The 16,405-nt window shown below is 56.0% G+C and carries 18 protein-coding genes, 1 tRNA gene and 1 riboswitch; of the genes, 17 read left to right on the top strand and 2 right to left on the bottom strand.

Features of this window, described 5'->3' with window-relative positions; all coding sequences use genetic code 11:
- Positions 1–2: 2 nt before the first annotated feature.
- The gene (locus tag M7R55_RS05240; protein WP_298219161.1) at positions 3–647 is read right to left on the bottom strand and encodes a hypothetical protein; all 645 of its coding nucleotides are present in this window, start codon (positions 645–647) and stop codon (positions 3–5) included.
- Positions 648–1,001: 354 nt separating this feature from the next.
- A complete protein-coding gene (locus tag M7R55_RS05235) occupies positions 1,002–2,873 on the bottom strand; it encodes a TonB-dependent receptor (RefSeq protein ID WP_298219159.1) in 1,872 nt (623 codons plus the stop codon).
- A gap of 38 nt (positions 2,874–2,911) precedes the next feature.
- Positions 2,912–3,055: riboswitch (cobalamin riboswitch) on the bottom strand.
- 223 nt (positions 3,056–3,278) lie between these two features.
- Between M7R55_RS05235 and nudE the strand changes: the two genes are divergently transcribed.
- The 17 genes from nudE (at position 3,279) to M7R55_RS05150 (ending at position 16,222) form a co-directional block, all read left to right on the top strand.
- Positions 3,279–3,860, top strand: coding sequence for an ADP compounds hydrolase NudE (gene nudE / locus M7R55_RS05230; protein WP_298219157.1), 582 nt, complete (start codon positions 3,279–3,281; stop codon positions 3,858–3,860).
- Positions 3,861–3,886: 26 nt separating this feature from the next.
- A complete protein-coding gene (gene cysQ, locus M7R55_RS05225; RefSeq protein ID WP_298219156.1) occupies positions 3,887–4,708 on the top strand; it encodes a 3'(2'),5'-bisphosphate nucleotidase CysQ in 822 nt (273 codons plus the stop codon).
- Positions 4,709–4,766: 58 nt separating this feature from the next.
- A complete protein-coding gene (locus M7R55_RS05220) occupies positions 4,767–5,375 on the top strand; it encodes an aminodeoxychorismate/anthranilate synthase component II (RefSeq protein WP_298219154.1) in 609 nt (202 codons plus the stop codon).
- Positions 5,372–6,631 (top strand): multidrug effflux MFS transporter, encoded by a 1,260-nt coding sequence (locus M7R55_RS05215; protein WP_298219153.1) that lies wholly within the window; start codon positions 5,372–5,374, stop codon positions 6,629–6,631. The genes M7R55_RS05220 and M7R55_RS05215 overlap by 4 nt, the downstream gene beginning before the upstream one ends.
- A gap of 143 nt (positions 6,632–6,774) precedes the next feature.
- A complete protein-coding gene (locus M7R55_RS05210) occupies positions 6,775–7,515 on the top strand; it encodes a YebC/PmpR family DNA-binding transcriptional regulator (protein WP_298219151.1) in 741 nt (246 codons plus the stop codon).
- 1 nt (position 7,516) lies between these two features.
- Complete coding sequence (ruvC, locus tag M7R55_RS05205) at positions 7,517–8,083, top strand: crossover junction endodeoxyribonuclease RuvC (RefSeq protein WP_298219149.1); 567 nt, start codon at positions 7,517–7,519, stop codon at positions 8,081–8,083.
- Complete coding sequence (gene ruvA / locus M7R55_RS05200) at positions 8,080–8,700, top strand: Holliday junction branch migration protein RuvA (RefSeq protein ID WP_298219147.1); 621 nt, start codon at positions 8,080–8,082, stop codon at positions 8,698–8,700. The genes ruvC and ruvA overlap by 4 nt, the downstream gene beginning before the upstream one ends.
- Positions 8,700–9,746 (top strand): Holliday junction branch migration DNA helicase RuvB, encoded by a 1,047-nt coding sequence (ruvB, locus tag M7R55_RS05195; RefSeq protein WP_298219145.1) that lies wholly within the window; start codon positions 8,700–8,702, stop codon positions 9,744–9,746. The genes ruvA and ruvB overlap by 1 nt, the downstream gene beginning before the upstream one ends.
- Positions 9,743–10,153 (top strand): tol-pal system-associated acyl-CoA thioesterase, encoded by a 411-nt coding sequence (gene ybgC, locus M7R55_RS05190; protein ID WP_298219143.1) that lies wholly within the window; start codon positions 9,743–9,745, stop codon positions 10,151–10,153. The genes ruvB and ybgC overlap by 4 nt, the downstream gene beginning before the upstream one ends.
- Positions 10,150–10,827, top strand: coding sequence for a protein TolQ (tolQ, locus tag M7R55_RS05185; protein WP_290678696.1), 678 nt, complete (start codon positions 10,150–10,152; stop codon positions 10,825–10,827). The genes ybgC and tolQ overlap by 4 nt, the downstream gene beginning before the upstream one ends.
- A 3-nt stretch (positions 10,828–10,830) precedes the next feature.
- Positions 10,831–11,280, top strand: a complete 450-nt coding sequence (tolR, locus tag M7R55_RS05180) for a protein TolR (RefSeq protein WP_298219139.1) — start codon at positions 10,831–10,833, stop codon at positions 11,278–11,280.
- A gap of 2 nt (positions 11,281–11,282) precedes the next feature.
- Complete coding sequence (tolA, locus tag M7R55_RS05175) at positions 11,283–12,320, top strand: cell envelope integrity protein TolA (protein ID WP_298219137.1); 1,038 nt, start codon at positions 11,283–11,285, stop codon at positions 12,318–12,320.
- Between the two features lie 67 nt (positions 12,321–12,387).
- Positions 12,388–13,695 carry a Tol-Pal system beta propeller repeat protein TolB gene (gene tolB / locus M7R55_RS05170; RefSeq protein ID WP_298219135.1) on the top strand — a complete coding sequence of 436 codons (1,308 nt, stop codon included), beginning with the start codon at positions 12,388–12,390 and terminating at the stop codon, positions 13,693–13,695.
- A 74-nt stretch (positions 13,696–13,769) separates the two neighbouring features.
- The gene (ybgF, locus tag M7R55_RS05165; RefSeq protein ID WP_298219133.1) at positions 13,770–14,720 is read left to right on the top strand and encodes a tol-pal system protein YbgF; all 951 of its coding nucleotides are present in this window, start codon (positions 13,770–13,772) and stop codon (positions 14,718–14,720) included.
- On the top strand, positions 14,717–15,400 hold the full coding sequence (queE, locus tag M7R55_RS05160; protein ID WP_298219131.1) for a 7-carboxy-7-deazaguanine synthase QueE: 684 nt from the start codon (positions 14,717–14,719) through the stop codon (positions 15,398–15,400). The genes ybgF and queE overlap by 4 nt, the downstream gene beginning before the upstream one ends.
- Entirely contained in the window at positions 15,384–16,091 is a 708-nt protein-coding gene (gene queC, locus M7R55_RS05155; RefSeq protein WP_298219129.1) for a 7-cyano-7-deazaguanine synthase QueC, read from the top strand. The genes queE and queC overlap by 17 nt, the downstream gene beginning before the upstream one ends.
- Before the next feature lie 55 nt (positions 16,092–16,146).
- Positions 16,147–16,222: transfer RNA gene (locus M7R55_RS05150), tRNA-Lys, on the top strand.
- Positions 16,223–16,405: the final 183 nt, after the last annotated feature.

Below are 16,405 nucleotides of genomic sequence, written 5' to 3'. Positions count from 1 at the left end.
CATCAATGGACTGCCTGGGAATTGCTCAACCTGAGCGCAAGGGTCTGAGCAAAAATCATCGCACCAAGACCCAAGCCGACGTAAAGACCGGTGGCTGCCATGTAGTGACCCAAATAGCCCATTACTCGCTGAAGATAGTCGCCAAGAGACAAATTGGCGAAATGCCCGGACCATGCCCAGAAGCTGAGGTTGGAGAGGGCGAAAGCGGCGATAACACCCAAAGTCAGCCAGCCGGTGACAGCCAGAATCGTCGTGAAGGCTGATTCATTCGGGCGCATTGAATGTCGGCTCAGTCGACCGGCACCCCAAAGGGCACCGTAGGCCAGCAGCAACCCCGGATAGGCGGGCGAGAAGCATCCGGTCATGCCCAGACCGTCTGTCCACACGGCAGCGAGATCGATGACGACAGCCAACCCGATCAACGCAACAAACATCCAGCGCGCACGCAGATACAGACCTGCGAGGAAAAAGGCCGCCCAGGAAGTGTCGGCGATATGTAGCACCGCGCTGAAGTGGTGGTAGCGCGTGGCGGCCATCGACAAAACCAGAATGACGAACAGAAGCAACTGGGCGCTGGGTGTCGGTTTGTCCAGAAAAGTGGCGTGCGACGCTGCCTTGAGTTCGCTGTGATGGGGAATGGTTTTCATAATTGATCCTGAACGAAATAGCACGAAGTCTAAGTAAATGCTGATTTGTTCCGTCCTTGGAATAAATCAGCTCGCTCATCGCGGTACACGCCCGCGATGGCTCTCACAAATCAAAGACGTACGTCTTTGTTCGTGTTGGGGCATCCTGCCCCAAGCGGGAAGCACTGAATAAATCAGCGCTTCCCTAAGATCTGAACAGTGACAGTTTTTTGGGCAACTTGAAATGCTTGCCTCGGCGTAGATTATCGCAGTAAATGCACCACATGGAAAAACGGATTCATCTTCTCCGGTTTTATGGAGGGGATGAATCCGCTTCGACTTGGCCCCATGATGTGGGGGATAGGGGGCTCGAAATTACAACCCGTAACGCAGCGTAAATAACACGGTACGCCCCGCCTGATTGTAGTCGTATGCAGTTTGGTATTGCTTGTCTAACAAATTGTTGAGTGAAGCCTCCAGGTGCCAGTGTTGCGACCAGGCATAAGCCACCCGGAGATCGGCAGTGACAAAGCCCGCATTCTGAACCTCGGTCGGGACAAAGCCAAAATAGGCTAACTCATGGGTGGCGGTTTGCCCGCGCAGAGTGAGGCTGGTTTGCCAAGCGCCGAACTTTCGATCCACATCAATCCGTCCGCTCCATTTGGGTTGGCGGGGAATGCTTAAGCCCGTTTCCCGATCGACGGCTGAAATCCAAGTGGCGCTGCTATTCAATGCCCAATCGGCATTGTGCCAGCCAAGTTGCCATTCTGCGCCCAAGGATTGTGCCTGATTGATGTTGTAGGGCACATAGTATGTGCTTGCGCTGGAGGCAATCAAGTCGCGGGTACGGGTACGGAAAGCCGTCAGGCTGGATGTCCAGCCGTTATTATTCTGCCAGTTGAATCCCAGCCGGACGGTACGTGCGTGTTCCGGCTTAAGATCCGGATTGGCATAACCACCGGGGTAGTACAGATAGTTGAAGCTTGGCACATGAAAGCCGGTGCCATAACCACCGGTCAACGCCAAAGATGGACTGAGTTGCCAGCTTAAATCGACCGAGCCGGTATTGGCAGTTCCGAACTGACTGTTGCTGTCATGGCGCAACGCCGTTTGGATGGATAAATCGGCAATTTGCGTGGCGTATTGGGCAAACAAACCATTGTTATGACGGCTGGTCACATCATAGTTCACGCTGCTGGATACGTGATCGTTCAGGCGGTCCGCACCCAGCGTCAATAACCCCTGACCGATACTAAAATCGTTAGCGAGGCTGAACGAATCTTGTCGGCTGTTGTATTCGGAAACATACCTGCCGTCATAGTATTGGGTCTGGCGTTCGATATTGCGCCCGGCACTGGCGCGCAACTGCCAGATGCCGATTTTCATCAATGCGCCATCCAGCCCGAAATTCTGTTGCCGGGAACGCTGCTGATTACCTGTAAAGCTGCTGCCGTCATAATCGGTGAATGCGTTGGTTCCCAGCCAGTGAACTCCGAGGCGTGCGCCGTTGTTGCCGCTGTAGTTGAGGCGGGCATTGGCTGAATTGTTGCGATAACCATCATTGTCCGGTTGATTGACCGCGTAGGGTGAGCCGGTGGTGTCGGTGTAAGCGTTGAACCCGCCAGTACCTTGATGCGATGCACCGATCGAATAATCGAACGGGCCGTTGCCCCCGCTCACATTGGCCGAGGTCTCGAAGGTTTTATTGCTGCCACCGGCGATGCTAAATGAGGGTTGGATGCCTTTTTTGCCCTTGCGCGTAAAAATCTGGATTACGCCACCCATGGCATCCGCGCCGTATTGCCCCGAACGTGGGCCCTTGATGATGTCGATATGATCGATCAGGGCGACCGGCAGGTTTTCAAGGTATGCAGCGCCCGCCGTAAGCGAACCGATTCGCACGCCATCGATGAGCACCAGCGTCTGACTGCCGCTCATGCCCCAGATCGATGCTGTCGTGAGTTTGCCCGGCCCACCCCGATTTGTCATGTTGATGCCCGCGCGATTTTCAAGCAAAGATAAAACAGAAGTGGCTTGCAGCCGATCGATTTCTGCGCGGGTGATGACCGTTTCAGGCACGCCCGCAAAAGCGACCGGCGCGCCGTGACTGGCGGTAACGTTTACATCCGGTAGGGTGGATGGCGAACCGGCCAGTGCAGATAAGGGGATGGAACAAGCGGCCAGGCATGCGCAGGCCAGCGTAGTGCGACGTGTCCAGTGACGACTGGACAGGTGAAATTCGAACATGATGAAAACTCACGATCTGGGCGCGCCCACCGCACGCCGATGTGGAAAAAGCTTGAGGCCGGTCTCCGGGCTTGTGCTTCATCTCCACGAAACACCTACCGTTGCGGGGGCAGCGCAGGATCCACCTGCTTCCCAGTTTCACCCAATTCCCGAAGGTTGTTTCCCCAACGTCTTTTAACGATGAAAAACAACGTGGTGAGAATTGGACACCTCGTGCACGAGCCGCGCATTTTGAGGCTTGGATTATTTTGGTCAAGAGGCGATGGCCTGAATTTTTAATATCATCAAGCTTAATCTGCTGGATGGGTTGAACGAGAGCAAGCGGAGCTCGGTATTTCTCCCCTGTAAAGGATCGGGCAAGCGGTATACTGGTCAGCAAGAATCAGTTTTTAAGTGGATGTCGATATGCCGGTGGAACAGCCTCCAAAGATGTGCGCGGTGCGACCGTTGGCTGCGACACGACTGTTTGCCGTCGAAGCGGTTGATCTTGTATTCGCCAACGGTACCGAGGTGACATTTGAGCGATTGGCGGCAAAGGGGCGAGGCGCCGTTCTGGTCGTGCCGATTCTTGATGATGGCCGGATCGTTCTGATTCGCGAATATGCCTGTGGTACTGAGCGTTATGAGCTTGGGTTGCCCAAGGGACGGATCGATGGCGACGAGCCGATCCTGGATGCGGCGAACCGCGAACTCATGGAAGAGGCCGGTTTCGGTGCGGCACAATTGACCCTACTGCGTGAAGTCACATCGTCCCCCGCCTATTCGGCTCAACGGACGCACATCGTGCTTGCGACGGGACTGTTTCCCCAGCGTTTGCCGGGTGACGAGCCCGAACCGTTGGAAGTTGTCACCTGGCCACTGGATGACCTCGACCGATTGGCTTTTGATGGGCAGTGCAGCGAAGCGCGTTCGATTGCGGCACTGTATCTTGCCCGAGCCCATCTGGCTCAATCTGAGTTAGTCGATTTCAAGAAATCCGTAAAATGAAAATCTTCCCAAAGGCCGACTGACCCATGAATGACTGGCTATCTCTTCGTGAGCCCGTACGTACCATCGCTGCACAGGCCGGTGAGGCGATCATGCGCGTTTATGCAGGGGATTTCGATATCATGCACAAGGCCGATGATTCGCCCGTCACCGAGGCTGATCTGTGGGCGCATCGGGTCATCAAGTCGGGCTTGAAGGCACTGACTCCAGAGCTTCCGGTGCTGACCGAAGAGGGCGGCTTGCCGGATTGGTCGGTGCGCCAGCATTGGTCGGACTATTGGCTGGTCGATCCGCTGGACGGCACCCGAGAATTCGTGAAACGTAACGGCGAATTCTCCGTCAATATTGCGCTCATTCACCAGAACCAGCCGGTGCTGGGTGTGGTTTACGCGCCGGCTACCGGTGCCGAGTTTGCGGGTGTCCGGGGCGTGGGCAGTTGGCGTTTCACCGCACAGGGAGCGCAACCGCTTAAAGTTCGACCCTTGCCGAATCCAACGATCACATTGGCCTTGAGTCGTTCGCACGGCAGCCGTCGCGAACAGGCGCTGATCGACGCACTGACCGAGCACGTGGGCGAACCACAGGTAATCCGTTGCGGCAGCGCCCTGAAAACCTGTCTGGTGGCCGAGGGTCTGGCGGATCTTTATCCCCGATTCGGGCCAACTTCTGAATGGGATACCGCCGCCTCGCAGTGTGTGCTTGAAGCGGCGGGTGGGCAATTGATCGACCTCAATGGTCAGCGGCTCACCTATAATCGTCGTGCGGTGGTGCTCAATCCGTCGTTTCTTGCTTATGGTGAAAGCCTGCCCTTGCCATTGGCGCAATTGGCGCGGATTTCAGCCGAATAAGCAGACCCTGCCGATCATTCAGCATACTTTTAGCGTGTTTTTTCAGGAAGTTCAGATCATGGTTTTAATGCTCGACAACTACGACTCGTTCACCTTCAATCTGGTCCAGTATCTGGGCGAGTTGGGTGTCGAGGTCTGGGTGGCGCGCAACGATCAGGTCACGGTTGAGGAGATCGCCGCACGTGCGCCGTCGCATATCGTGATTTCCCCCGGCCCCTGCTCGCCGTCGGAAGCGGGTATCTCGATTGATGTCATCCACACGTTTGCCGGGAAAATCCCGATCTTCGGTGTTTGCCTGGGCCACCAGGCGATTGGTCAGGCATTTGGCGGGAAAGTGATTCGGGCCAAAGAAGTGATGCACGGCAAGGTTTCCCCGATCTATCACAACGGTGAGGGCGTATTCTCCGGCTTGCCGAATCCGTTTGATGCCACGCGCTACCACTCCCTCGTGGTGGAACGGGCGAGTTTGCCGGACGTGCTCGAAGTGACCGCATGGACGCAATATCCCGACGGTTCATTCGATGAAATTATGGGCTTGCGTCACAAGACCTTCGTCGTTGAAGGCGTTCAGTTCCACCCAGAATCGATTTTGACCGAGCACGGTCACCAACAACTCAAGACTTTCTTGGGCTACCAAAGCGCGGTACGAGAACCCGCAATCGCATGAGTTCGCAGCAGGCGCGGGCAGCGCCGAAGGCTTTTCTGATCGTACCGCTGGTGGCGAGTATGCTCATGATCGCCCCGTTTACCGTGGATGCCTATCTGCCGTCGTTCCCGGCCATCGGCCATGAATTTGGCGTCGATCAGGCGACCATGCAGCTCACGCTGAGCCTGTATCTCTGGTTTTTCGGCGGCATGATGCTGGTGCACGGGCCGCTTTCCGATACGTTCGGGCGCAGGCGCATGGTGCTGATTTCCCTGACCGTGTATGCGCTGGCTTCCGTGGGTGCGGCCATGGCGGGGAATATCAATGAGCTGATCGCTGCCCGTATCGTTCAGGGAATCGCTGCCGGGGCCGGGGTGGTGATCGGTCGGGCCCTGGTGCGGGATTTGTTCGAAGGCGCCATGGCCCAGCGGGTGATGTCGAACATCACGCTGGTCTTTGCGATTGCCCCGGCGATTGCCCCGATCATCGGTGGCGTGCTGGATACGTGGTTGGGTTGGCGTTCGGTGTTCTGGTTCCTCGCCCTGTTCGCTGGTGTATCGATGGTCGGGGTGTTCGCGTTCATGCCCGAAACGGTCGGTGCCCACAACCGGCAATCCATCGCGCCGTTATTCATTATGAAAAGTTATGGTCGTGCATTGAGTCATGCCCCGTTCATGGGGCTGACACTGGTGTTCGCGCTGCTGTTTTCGGGGATGTTCCTGTACATCGCCGCCGCGCCGATGATTATGGTCGGGCATCTGCAACAAACACCGACCGATTTCTGGAAGTTTTTCGTGCCGCTGGTAACCGGGCTGATTCTGGGCAGTCGAGTCAGCAATGTTCTGGCCAGTCGCTACGCGCCGATGACTACCGTCAGTATCGGCATCGGCCTGGCTGCCGTGGCGGTGGGGTTTAATGTGGCTCAAAGCCTTTGGTTTGCCGAGCAGCCGGCTGAAATAAACGAGTGGCGTGTTTGGTGGACGGTCTCACCGATCATGTTCTACGCCATGGGTATGGCGACTGCGATGCCTTCGCTCAACCTGATGGGGCTCGATTACATTCCCGCGCAGCGCGGACTGGCTTCTGCCCTGCAAGGATTCACTCAGATGATGCTCGCAGGAATCGTTTCGGGATTTGCCGTGGCGCATCTGGCCCAGAATCTGCTCTGGTTGGCCTGGGGAATGGCGGCGTTGTGGCTTCTGGCTGCGTTGATCTGGATCGCGTGGTATCGCCGGGCACCGCGGCTGGGTTTTGCGAGCGAGACACGACATGTCTGAGTCCGTTTTAAAACCGTACTTGGGTGTGTGCTCATGGTTTCTGTGGGCGCGCGATCCGGTTGCCCGGTTGAGTGCCGACTCGGGCTACGGATCAGATGATAGAATGCGGTTTTGGATTAATCGACAGTACGAGGAAGGCAGCGATGGCCGGCCATAGCAAATGGGCAAACATCAAACACCGCAAGGCGCGTCAGGATAACAAGCGCGGCAAAATTTGGACGAAGATTATTCGCGAAATCACCGCGGCGGCACGTATTGGAAAATCTGCCGATCCCGCCGCCAACCCGCGATTACGCCTGGCCTGGGATAAAGCGCTTTCGGCCAACATGCCCAAGGATACGATGGAGCGTGCAGCCAAGCGGGGCGTAGGCGCCGGCGATGGTGAGCAATATGAAGAGATGCGCTACGAAGGCTATGGTCCGGGTGGCGTGGCTGTGCTGGTGTTCTGCATGACCGACAATCACAACCGCACGGTGTCGGACGTGCGCCATGCATTCAGCAAATTTGGCGGAAACCTGGGGACGGATGGCTCAGTTGCCTATTTGTTCAGCAAACAAGGCGTTTTATATTACCCGCCGGGTGTGGATGAGGATGCGCTGATTGAAGCGGCACTCGATGCCGGCGCTGACGATGTGCAGGTCGGTGAGGAAGGCGCGGTCGAAGTCATCACGACGCCGGAAGATTATGTGTCGATCAAGGATGGCCTGACGGCGGCTGGTTTTGTGCCCGAAGAAAGCGAGTTGGCGATGCGGGCGGCGGTCACTGCGCCGGTCGAGGGTGATCAGGCCGTCAAACTGGTCAAGATGATCGACATGCTTGAGGATCTGGATGACGTTCAGGAAGTGTTCCACAACGCCGAAATTCCTGAAGAGGCGTACGCATAACGTGGCCCGCTTGCGCGTCATGGGCATTGATCCGGGGTCAGTCACCATGGGGGTGGCCGTGCTCGACTTCGAGCGGGGGCGCGCAACCCAGATTCATCTGCAAAGCGTTTCGCTTAAATCCTTTGGTCTGTTCAGTGCGCGACTGGGGGCGATCTACGCCGAAATCGATCGATTGATTGACACCCATGCACCGGATGAATTCGCCATCGAGCAGATTTTCATGTATCGCAGCCCTGAATCTTCCCTCAAGCTGGCGCAGGCGCGCGGTGTCGCGATTGCCGCTGCCGTCGGGCACGGCTTGGCCGTGCACGAATACATGCCCGCCGTGGTCAAGCAGGCCGTGGTCGGCACGGGGCGCGCAGACAAACTTCAGGTACAGCATATGGTCAAGCGGCTGTTGTCCTTGACCGATAACCCGCCCGCCGACGGCGCGGACGCCGCAGCGGTGGCTTTGTGTCATTGCTATCGACGCACTTCGTTGGCCGGGATTTCGGCGGATGTAGTCGGGGTCGAAAAAACCGCCATGCAGTTGCTGGCTCAGTCACGTTACCGGAGACGCAGTCGATGATCGGTCGCCTCAAGGGCATTTTGGTTAACAAGCAACCCCCCTGGATCCTGCTGGATGTGCAGGGTGTGGGTTATGAAGTCGAAGTGCCGCTTTCAACCTTGTTCGATTTGCCCGCCAACGGGCAGGAAGCCACGCTCCTGATTCACACCGTCGTGCGGGAAGATGCCTTCCTGCTTTATGGGTTCTCGCGCGAAGTCGAGCGCAAGCTGTTTCGGCATTTGCTCAAGGTCACTGGCGTCGGTGCCAAACTGGCGTTGGGTGTGCTTTCCGGTATGAATGCCGAAGAATTTGCGGGCGCGATTGCCCGCAATGACATTGCCGCGCTGATTCGATTGCCCGGTGTGGGTCGAAAAACCGCCGAGCGCCTGGTCATTGAAATGCGTGACCGCCTGGCCGAAGGGTTTTTCGACGGTGCCACAATGGCGGCCAAGGTGGGCAAGATGGGCGATGCCGTACCACTTGCCGGTGCCGATCAAGAAGCCATGAGTGCGCTGGAAGCCTTGGGCTACAAGCCTGCCGAAGCACAACGGATGGTCAAGGCCGTGCCAGATGCCGAGGCGTTGCCCGTTGAACAGATCATCCGGCTGGCACTTAAGCCACTTGCGAGTAAAGCCTGATGACTGATCGCGTCATTACCGCAGAAAGCGTGACTGAAGACGAGGCCATCGAACGCGCCTTGCGTCCCAAGCGGCTGGTCGATTACGTGGGCCAACCTGCGGTGGTCGAACAGATGGAAATATTCATCCCGGCGGCGCGGCAACGGGGCGAAGCGTTGGATCATGTGCTCATTTTCGGTCCGCCGGGGCTTGGAAAAACCACACTCGCCAATATCATTGCCCACGAGATGGGCGTGGGTCTCAAACAAACATCGGGGCCGGTGCTTGAGCGTCCGGGTGACTTGGCGGCGCTACTGACCAATCTCGAACCGAATGATGTGTTGTTCATCGATGAGATTCACCGGCTTTCGGCCGTGGTGGAAGAAATTCTCTACCCGGCGATGGAAGACCATCAAATCGACATCATGATCGGCGAAGGACCTGCAGCACGGTCGATCAAGCTGGATTTGCCGCCATTTACGCTGGTGGGTGCCACGACACGCGCCGGGATGCTGACCGGGCCTTTGCGCGATCGGTTCGGCATTATTCAGCGTCTGGAATTTTATTCAGTGGCGGATTTGACCCGCATTGTTACCCGATCCGCTCAATTAATGGGTGTTACGATCGATGCAGTTGGGGCTCAAGAAATCGCCATGCGGTCACGAGGCACGCCGCGTATCGCGAACCGCCTTTTGCGCCGCGTCCGCGATTTTGCCGAAGTCAAAGGTAATGGTACAGTCGATCAGCCGTTGGCGAATGCAGCGCTCAACTTGTTGCAGGTGGATGCGCGCGGGTTCGATCAGCAGGATCGCCGCCTGCTCGAAGCCTTGATCCACAAGTTCGATGGCGGCCCGGTCGGGCTGGATAACATTGCTGCCGCCATCGGCGAAGCGCGAGACACAATCGAAGACGTGTTGGAACCGTTCCTGATTCAGCAGGGTTTTCTGGTGCGCACGGCGCGAGGGCGGATGGCAACGCGCCAGACCTATGCCCACTTCGGTTTCCGACCGCCCAGTGCCTTCGAGTCGCAGCAAGGCACACTGCTGACGGAGGAGGAACCGCAGTGACGGCAACCGATATTTTCTATTGGCCGGTTCGCGTGTACTACGAAGACACCGATGCGGCGGGCGTTGTCTACTACGCCAATTACCTGAAGTTTTTCGAGCGCGCACGCACGGAATGGTTGCGCGCGCGCGGTTTCGAGCAGGATAAGATGCGTGAAGAACACGGTGTCCTTTTCGTCGTGTCCCGGCTGCAGGTAGACTATCGGCGTCCGGCAAAATTCAACGACGCATTGCGTGTCAGTTGCGTGATGCGAAAATGCGGTGCCGCCTCGATGAATTTCCATCAAGTGGCCGAACGAACTTCCGATCAGATACCCTTGTCACAGGCGACGGTGCAGATCGTATGTGTCGATGCCGATAGTTTCAAACCAACCCCAATCCCTAACCCCATGCGGAGCTATTTTTTGTGAGTACAGAACCCTCGGTAATGCACCTTGTTTTGGGCGCGAGTCTGCCCGTGCAACTCGTGCTTTTGATCCTGCTATTGGCCTCGGTGGCATCTTGGGCGCTGATTTTTCACAAATCTTCCGTACTGCGTCGTGCCCGCGCGCAGGCCAAACGGTTTGAGGAAAGTTTCTGGAGTGGCGGCAGTCTGAACGATTTTTACGATCGGCTCAGTCGCGATCCACGCCCGCGCGAAGGCCAGGAAGCAATTTTTGAAGCAGGCTTTCGCGAATTCAAACGGCTGCGTCAGGTAGAAGGCCGCAGTTCTTCCGAATTGATTGAAGGTGTCGAGCGCGCCATGCGGGTGTCTTTGCATCGACAGATCGATAAGTTCGAGGAAGGCTTGTCCGTTCTGGCAACCATCGGCTCGGTCAGCCCGTATGTCGGTCTGTTCGGGACCGTCTGGGGCATCATGAGCGCGTTCATGAATTTGGGTAATGCGCAAAACGCCACCCTGGCCACGGTCGCGCCGCCGATTGCCGAGGCACTGATCGCAACCGCGATGGGTCTGTTCGCGGCCATCCCCGCTGTGGTGGCCTACAACCGCTATTCGACGCAAATCGATGATCTGTTCGGACGCTACGACCGATTCACCGATGAGTTCCTCGGCTTGCTCCAGCGCCAGATCGGGGGGCAGTAAGTTATGGATCGTCGCGCGCGTCGAACCCGCCGTGTGGTTGCAGAAATCAACGTCGTGCCTTATATCGACGTCATGCTGGTGTTGCTGGTGATTTTCATGGTCACAGCCCCCATGCTGCAACAAGGTGTTGAAGTGACGCCGCCAAGCGCGGCTTCCAAGGCGTTGCCGCCCGAAGATGACTTGCCCGTGATTATCACAGTGAACAAAGCCGGGGAGTACTTTGTCAGCAATGCAGAGGATCCTAAGTCGTCTCTTCCTTTGAGTGAAGTCAGGATACTGGTCGAGGCTGCGCTTCGTGACAAGCCGAAGATTCAAGTTCTGGTCAAGGGCAGCGGCGAAGCTAATTACAATGCTGTTATGCAGGCAATGATTATTGCCCAGCAGGCAGGTGTCGAAAAGGTGGGCTTGGTGACGAATCCCTCTGGTAACACAGCGCCATCGGGAGGCAAGTAGCCATGTTCCGCTGGTTTGCACGTATGCCCTTCGCTATTTTGTTGGCGATTGCGCTTCATTTATTGATCATCCTGTCTGTGCTGATTGCTTGGAAGCTGGATGCTTTTTCACCGGCATCGGAGGCTTCAAACACCCCGAGTGAACCGGTTATTCAGGCTCAATCCGTCTCACAAGCCGCGATCGACCAGCAGGTCAGCCGATTAAAACAGGCTGATGAACAGCGTGAAAAGTCGCTCAAGCAGCAGCAGGCCGAAGCCCAGCAGGCCGCCGCCGCCCGTCGCGCGGAGCAGGCGCGCCTGCAACAGCTTGAGGCGATGCGGGAGGCCAAGCAAAAAGCAGCCGCCGAACAGGAGCAACAGTTAAAAGCCTTGCAGGATGCACAGAAAAAAGCACAGGAATCCGTGCAGGCGCAAAAGCAGGCGTTGGCCAAGATGCAGGAAGAGACCGCCAAGGCGGCCGCTGAAAAACAAGCGGCAGTAGCGGCTGCCGCTAAAGAACAGGCTGCCGCAGCTGTGGCCAAGCAGGCCGCGACCGAAGCCGCTGCGCAGGCCGCGCAAGCCAGGAAACAAGTGGCGGCTGAAAAAGCAGCGGCTGAAAAGGCAGCCAAGGAGCAGGCGGCCAAAGAGAAAGCCGCGAAGGCCACTGCAGACAAGGCGGCTAAGGAGAAAGCCGCCAAGTTGGCGGCACAGAAAGCCGACCAAACCCGCAAGGCGGCGTTGCAGCAGCAACTTCAGGACGAGTTGCGTGCCAGCCAATCCAAAGGCATCTTGGACGCTTATGGCGCCGCAATCAAAGCGAAAGTCCAGTCACAATGGTTCAAACCGCCGGGTTGGCAACCTGACTGGACATGCGACGTGAAAATCTCTCAAGCTAATGATGGCACGGTACTCAATGTAAAAATATTGCGGTGTGATGGCGATCAACTGTTCCAGAGCTCTGTTCAGCAGGCTGTCGAGCGGGCATCGCCGTTGCCGTTGCCTTCGGATATGACGCTGTTCCAGCCGACGATCAACTTCAAGTTCAAGGCGAGCGCACAGTAGATTTTTTTCGCCATTGCTTTGATGGATGGCGACCATTTTGAAGAATTGAACATACAAGGTGATAAGCATGAAAGCGCACATTCAACGCTGGAGTTTGTGGATTTTGAGCAGCTTGCTGTTCCTCGCACCGGCGGTGAGCCAGGCGGAGTTGAACATCGTGATCAGTGGTGGTCAGGAAAGCGGTGTTCCGATTGCGATCGTTCCGTTCTCCACCACAACAAACACAAACTTCTCATCAATCATCGATGCCGATCTGGCGCGTTCGGGGCAGTTTGCGCCATTAACCGCAGATCAGATGCCGAGCCAACCGTCTGCACCAGAGCAAGTCCAGTTCGACCAATGGCGTACGGGCAAGGCGCAATATCTGGTTGTCGGCAAAGTGGAGCAGCAAGGCGGCAATTACCAGGCAACCTTCTATCTGTTGAATGTTACCAACGGTCAGCAAATGACCGGTCGCGTTATTACAGCGCCGATTTCCGCCGCACGCAGTATCGCGCACCGTATCGCCGACATCATTTTCAAACAGATCACGGGCGTACGGGGTGCGTTTGATACAAAGATCGCCTACGTGACCGAGACGGACGGCCCGGGCAAGAAGCGCCGCTACACCCTGGAAGTAGCCGATTCTGATGGCGCCAACCCACAGACAGTGCTGAGTTCCAACTTCCCGCTGATGTCGCCCACCTGGTCGCCGGACGGCAGCAAGCTCGCCTACGTGTCGTTCGAGGGTCGTCGTTCAGGTATCTGGGTACAGGACTTGCGCACAGGTCAGCGTTATCAACTGACAAAATTCCCCGGTATCAATGGGGCGCCAAGCTGGTCACCGAAGGGCAATAAGATTGCACTCACACTGTCCAAGTATCACAGCCCGAATATTTATGTGGTCGATCTGGATACGCGAAATCTGACACAAGTCACCAATGATGGTTCGATCAACACGGAAGCCAGCTGGTTGCCGGACAACCAGACCTTGGTATTCACTTCGGATCGTTCCGGTTCGCCACAATTATTCGAAAAGACGATTGGCACATCTTCTGCGCAGCGCCTGACTTTTGGTTTGTCGTATGCGGCAGGTGGAGCAATATCTCCTGATGGTAAAACACTGGCCCTGTTGGCGGGTGGCAATGGCGGCTTCCGTGTGGCCGTTCAGTCCTTGTCCGGCGGTGGTAGTGATTTGCGCTACATCAGTAACGGCGGTTCAGAAGAGCGGCCGAGCTTCGCACCCAACGGTACGATGCTGATTTATGCTTCACAGGTGGGTGGAAGCTCGGTGTTGAAAGTCAGCCCTGTCTCGGGTGGGGAAAGTCAGACCTTGCGCTTTGCCCGTGGCAAAGTGCGTGACCCGGCCTGGGGGCCATTTCAAGGCGACGAATAGTTGAAATCGAGCAGTCGCAAGGGCGAGCAAATAGTAGCTTGGCCGTGCCGTGTTCACTTATATAGGAAATCCCCATGAATCGCTTGATGAAACGCAGCGCTAAAAATTTAACTTTATTGGCCGCATTGGGCATGACTGCAACACAGACAGCTTGGGCGCAGACGCCACCCAGTTGGCTCAACTGGAGCGATAAATCGGACGCAGCCCAAGCGGCTACTTCGCAAGCACCCCAAGTGGACTCGCAGGCAGCAACCCCTCAGCCACTCGCTCCGCAGCCGCTGGGTCTGGGAGAAACCGGTGCAAATGCAGATGCGTCATCCGGGCAGACGGTAATTATTCAGAATCTGCTGGATAGCGTATCGCGCTTGCAGGAACAGGTTAGAGATCTGCGCGGACAGAACGAAGAGCAGGAAAATCAGATCCAGCGGCTGCAAAAAGCCCAGCAGTCCGCATTCAGTTCATTTGATGATCGCCTGTCAAAACTTGAGCAACCGGGAGGCAGCGCTGCTGCACCGAATGAGCCGGCTGCGCCGGTACCACCTACGGTCCCCGCAACCAATGCTCCTGCCGCTTCGGTGCCGCCGGTGCCTGTGCCAACCTCCTCCGCACCTTCATCCGGTCAAGATGCAGCGGCCAGTGCAAAGCAACAGGCACTGTATAACGCAGCCTTTGATCAGTTGAAGGATGGGCGATACGATCAGGCAATCACCGGCTTTCAAGTTGCTATCGATGCTGATCCGCAGGGTCAATGGACGCCTAGTGCACTGTTTTGGCAGGGCGAGACTTATTACGTAGAACAAAAGCGGGATAAGGCGGAAGCGGCATATCGGAAAATATTGACCCAATTCCCGAATAGCGACCGTGTGCCAGATGCCCTGTTGAAAACGGGCTATATCGCCTATGACGAAAACAAAAACAAAGAAGCACGAGCTATTTTCCAGCAAGTGATCAGCAAATACCCTCAAAGTCAGGCGGCCAATCTGGCGAAACAGCGGCTGGCGCGTATGGATGCCGGGAAAAGATGATCGCAGCTTTGGATGATATCGCCGTACAAGAGAAGGCTCCACTACAGTTACGGATTACGGAAATATTCCGTTCATTGCAGGGAGAGTCTGAAAGCGCAGGTTGGCCGACTGTATTTGTACGGCTTACAGGGTGTCCTCTACGGCGTGTCTATTGCGATACGGCTTACGCCTTTACTGGCGGTGAGCGACAGAGTTTGGCGTCCATCCTTGAACAGGTTGCTGCGCATCATACTCAGGATGTTTGCGTGACCGGTGGCGAGCCACTAGCTCAACCCGCCTGTCTGCCTTTGCTGACGTCCCTCTGTGATGGTGGGTATTCGGTGAGCCTGGAAACCAGTGGTGCGCTCTCCATTGAAGGGGTTGATCCGCGAGTACGCGTGGTCATGGATCTGAAAACGCCGAGTTCGGGTGAAGCCGAAAAGAACCGCTTTGATAATATCAAGCTGCTCAAGCCCAGTGATGAAATCAAATTCGTCATTGGCAGCGATGATGATTTTGAGTGGGCAATCCAGCATGTACGCCAATATCAGATGGATAAACGGTTTAACGTTCTTATATCGCCCGTATTTGGCGATATAACTCCGTTGGAGCTGGCTGAGTGGATACTAGAAAGCGGCTTGCGTTTGCGTTTTCAGCAGCAGTTGCACAAATTAATATGGGGAAATGAACCTGGACACTGAAAACACACATCCGAAGGCGGTCGTGCTTTTATCCGGTGGGCTCGACTCGGCCACAGTGGCTGCTATCGCGAAAAGTGATGGTTACCAAGTGCATGCGGTCAGTTTTGATTACGGGCAGCGTCACAAAGTAGAGCTGACAGCGGCGTACCGTGTCGCTCATCAGTTGGGCATAGGGCATCACAAGATGATCAGTATCAACTTGAATGATGTTGGCGGCTCGGCGCTAACCGATAGCACACTGGCTGTGCCTGATTATGATGCCAAGGCTGTAGAGCACATACCGATAACCTATGTGCCGGCAAGAAATCTTACTTTTCTATCGCTGGCACTGGGGTGGGCAGAGATACTGGGTGCCCGTCGTATCTACATTGGCGTCAACGCAGTGGACTACTCCGGCTATCCGGATTGCCGCCCCGAATTTATCAAACAGTTTGAAATAACGGCCAATCTGGCCACGGCGGCCGGTCTTGAAGGCAAGCCCTTCAAGATCGTGGCACCATTGCAAACACTGACCAAGGCCGAGATTATCCAATGGGGTACGCGGCTTGGCGTCGACTATGCGCAAACGATTTCCTGCTACAACCCAGACGAACAAGGAAGGGCGTGTGGACGTTGTGATGCCTGTCATTATAGAAAACAAGGTTTTATGGATGCCGGCGTTCCAGACGTAACAATTTATGTGCCTGAATGATCAAAAAGAGGGTTGCACCCAAATTCAAGATATGTAAAATACGCACCTCCTTAACGGGTCGTTAGCTCAGTTGGTAGAGCAGTTGACTTTTAATCAATTGGTCGCAGGTTCGAGTCCCGCACGACCCACCAAATTCAACGTCAAATTAAGGTTTGACGCTAACACGAAAAGGCGTATAGTTCGCCTCCCTGCTGCGACGGCGTGGCGGGGCGGTCTGAGAGGGCCGGGCACTTAGAAAAATAAGTGTTGACGGGGTGAAAGCGTTGAGTATAATGCGCACCTCCTCGAAACGAGAGAAACAAACGAGACGAAAG

The sequence above is a fragment of the Halothiobacillus sp. genome (assembly GCF_027346185.1).
Taxonomy (GTDB): Bacteria; Pseudomonadota; Gammaproteobacteria; order Halothiobacillales; family Halothiobacillaceae; genus Halothiobacillus.
This window is presented reverse-complemented; position numbering and strand designations above follow the sequence as displayed.

Coding starts and splice junctions, on each gene's coding strand:
- M7R55_RS05240 (WP_298219161.1), bottom strand. CDS start 647: ATGAAAACCATTCCCCATCACAGCGAACTCAAGGCAGCGTCGCACGCC.
- M7R55_RS05235 (WP_298219159.1), bottom strand. CDS start 2,873: ATGTTCGAATTTCACCTGTCCAGTCGTCACTGGACACGTCGCACTACG.
- nudE (WP_298219157.1), top strand. CDS start 3,279: ATGCCGGTGGAACAGCCTCCAAAGATGTGCGCGGTGCGACCGTTGGCT.
- cysQ (WP_298219156.1), top strand. CDS start 3,887: ATGAATGACTGGCTATCTCTTCGTGAGCCCGTACGTACCATCGCTGCA.
- M7R55_RS05220 (WP_298219154.1), top strand. CDS start 4,767: ATGGTTTTAATGCTCGACAACTACGACTCGTTCACCTTCAATCTGGTC.
- M7R55_RS05215 (WP_298219153.1), top strand. CDS start 5,372: ATGAGTTCGCAGCAGGCGCGGGCAGCGCCGAAGGCTTTTCTGATCGTA.
- M7R55_RS05210 (WP_298219151.1), top strand. CDS start 6,775: ATGGCCGGCCATAGCAAATGGGCAAACATCAAACACCGCAAGGCGCGT.
- ruvA (WP_298219147.1), top strand. CDS start 8,080: ATGATCGGTCGCCTCAAGGGCATTTTGGTTAACAAGCAACCCCCCTGG.
- ruvB (WP_298219145.1), top strand. CDS start 8,700: ATGACTGATCGCGTCATTACCGCAGAAAGCGTGACTGAAGACGAGGCC.
- tolR (WP_298219139.1), top strand. CDS start 10,831: ATGGATCGTCGCGCGCGTCGAACCCGCCGTGTGGTTGCAGAAATCAAC.
- tolA (WP_298219137.1), top strand. CDS start 11,283: ATGTTCCGCTGGTTTGCACGTATGCCCTTCGCTATTTTGTTGGCGATT.
- tolB (WP_298219135.1), top strand. CDS start 12,388: ATGAAAGCGCACATTCAACGCTGGAGTTTGTGGATTTTGAGCAGCTTG.
- ybgF (WP_298219133.1), top strand. CDS start 13,770: ATGAATCGCTTGATGAAACGCAGCGCTAAAAATTTAACTTTATTGGCC.
- queE (WP_298219131.1), top strand. CDS start 14,717: ATGATCGCAGCTTTGGATGATATCGCCGTACAAGAGAAGGCTCCACTA.
- queC (WP_298219129.1), top strand. CDS start 15,384: ATGAACCTGGACACTGAAAACACACATCCGAAGGCGGTCGTGCTTTTA.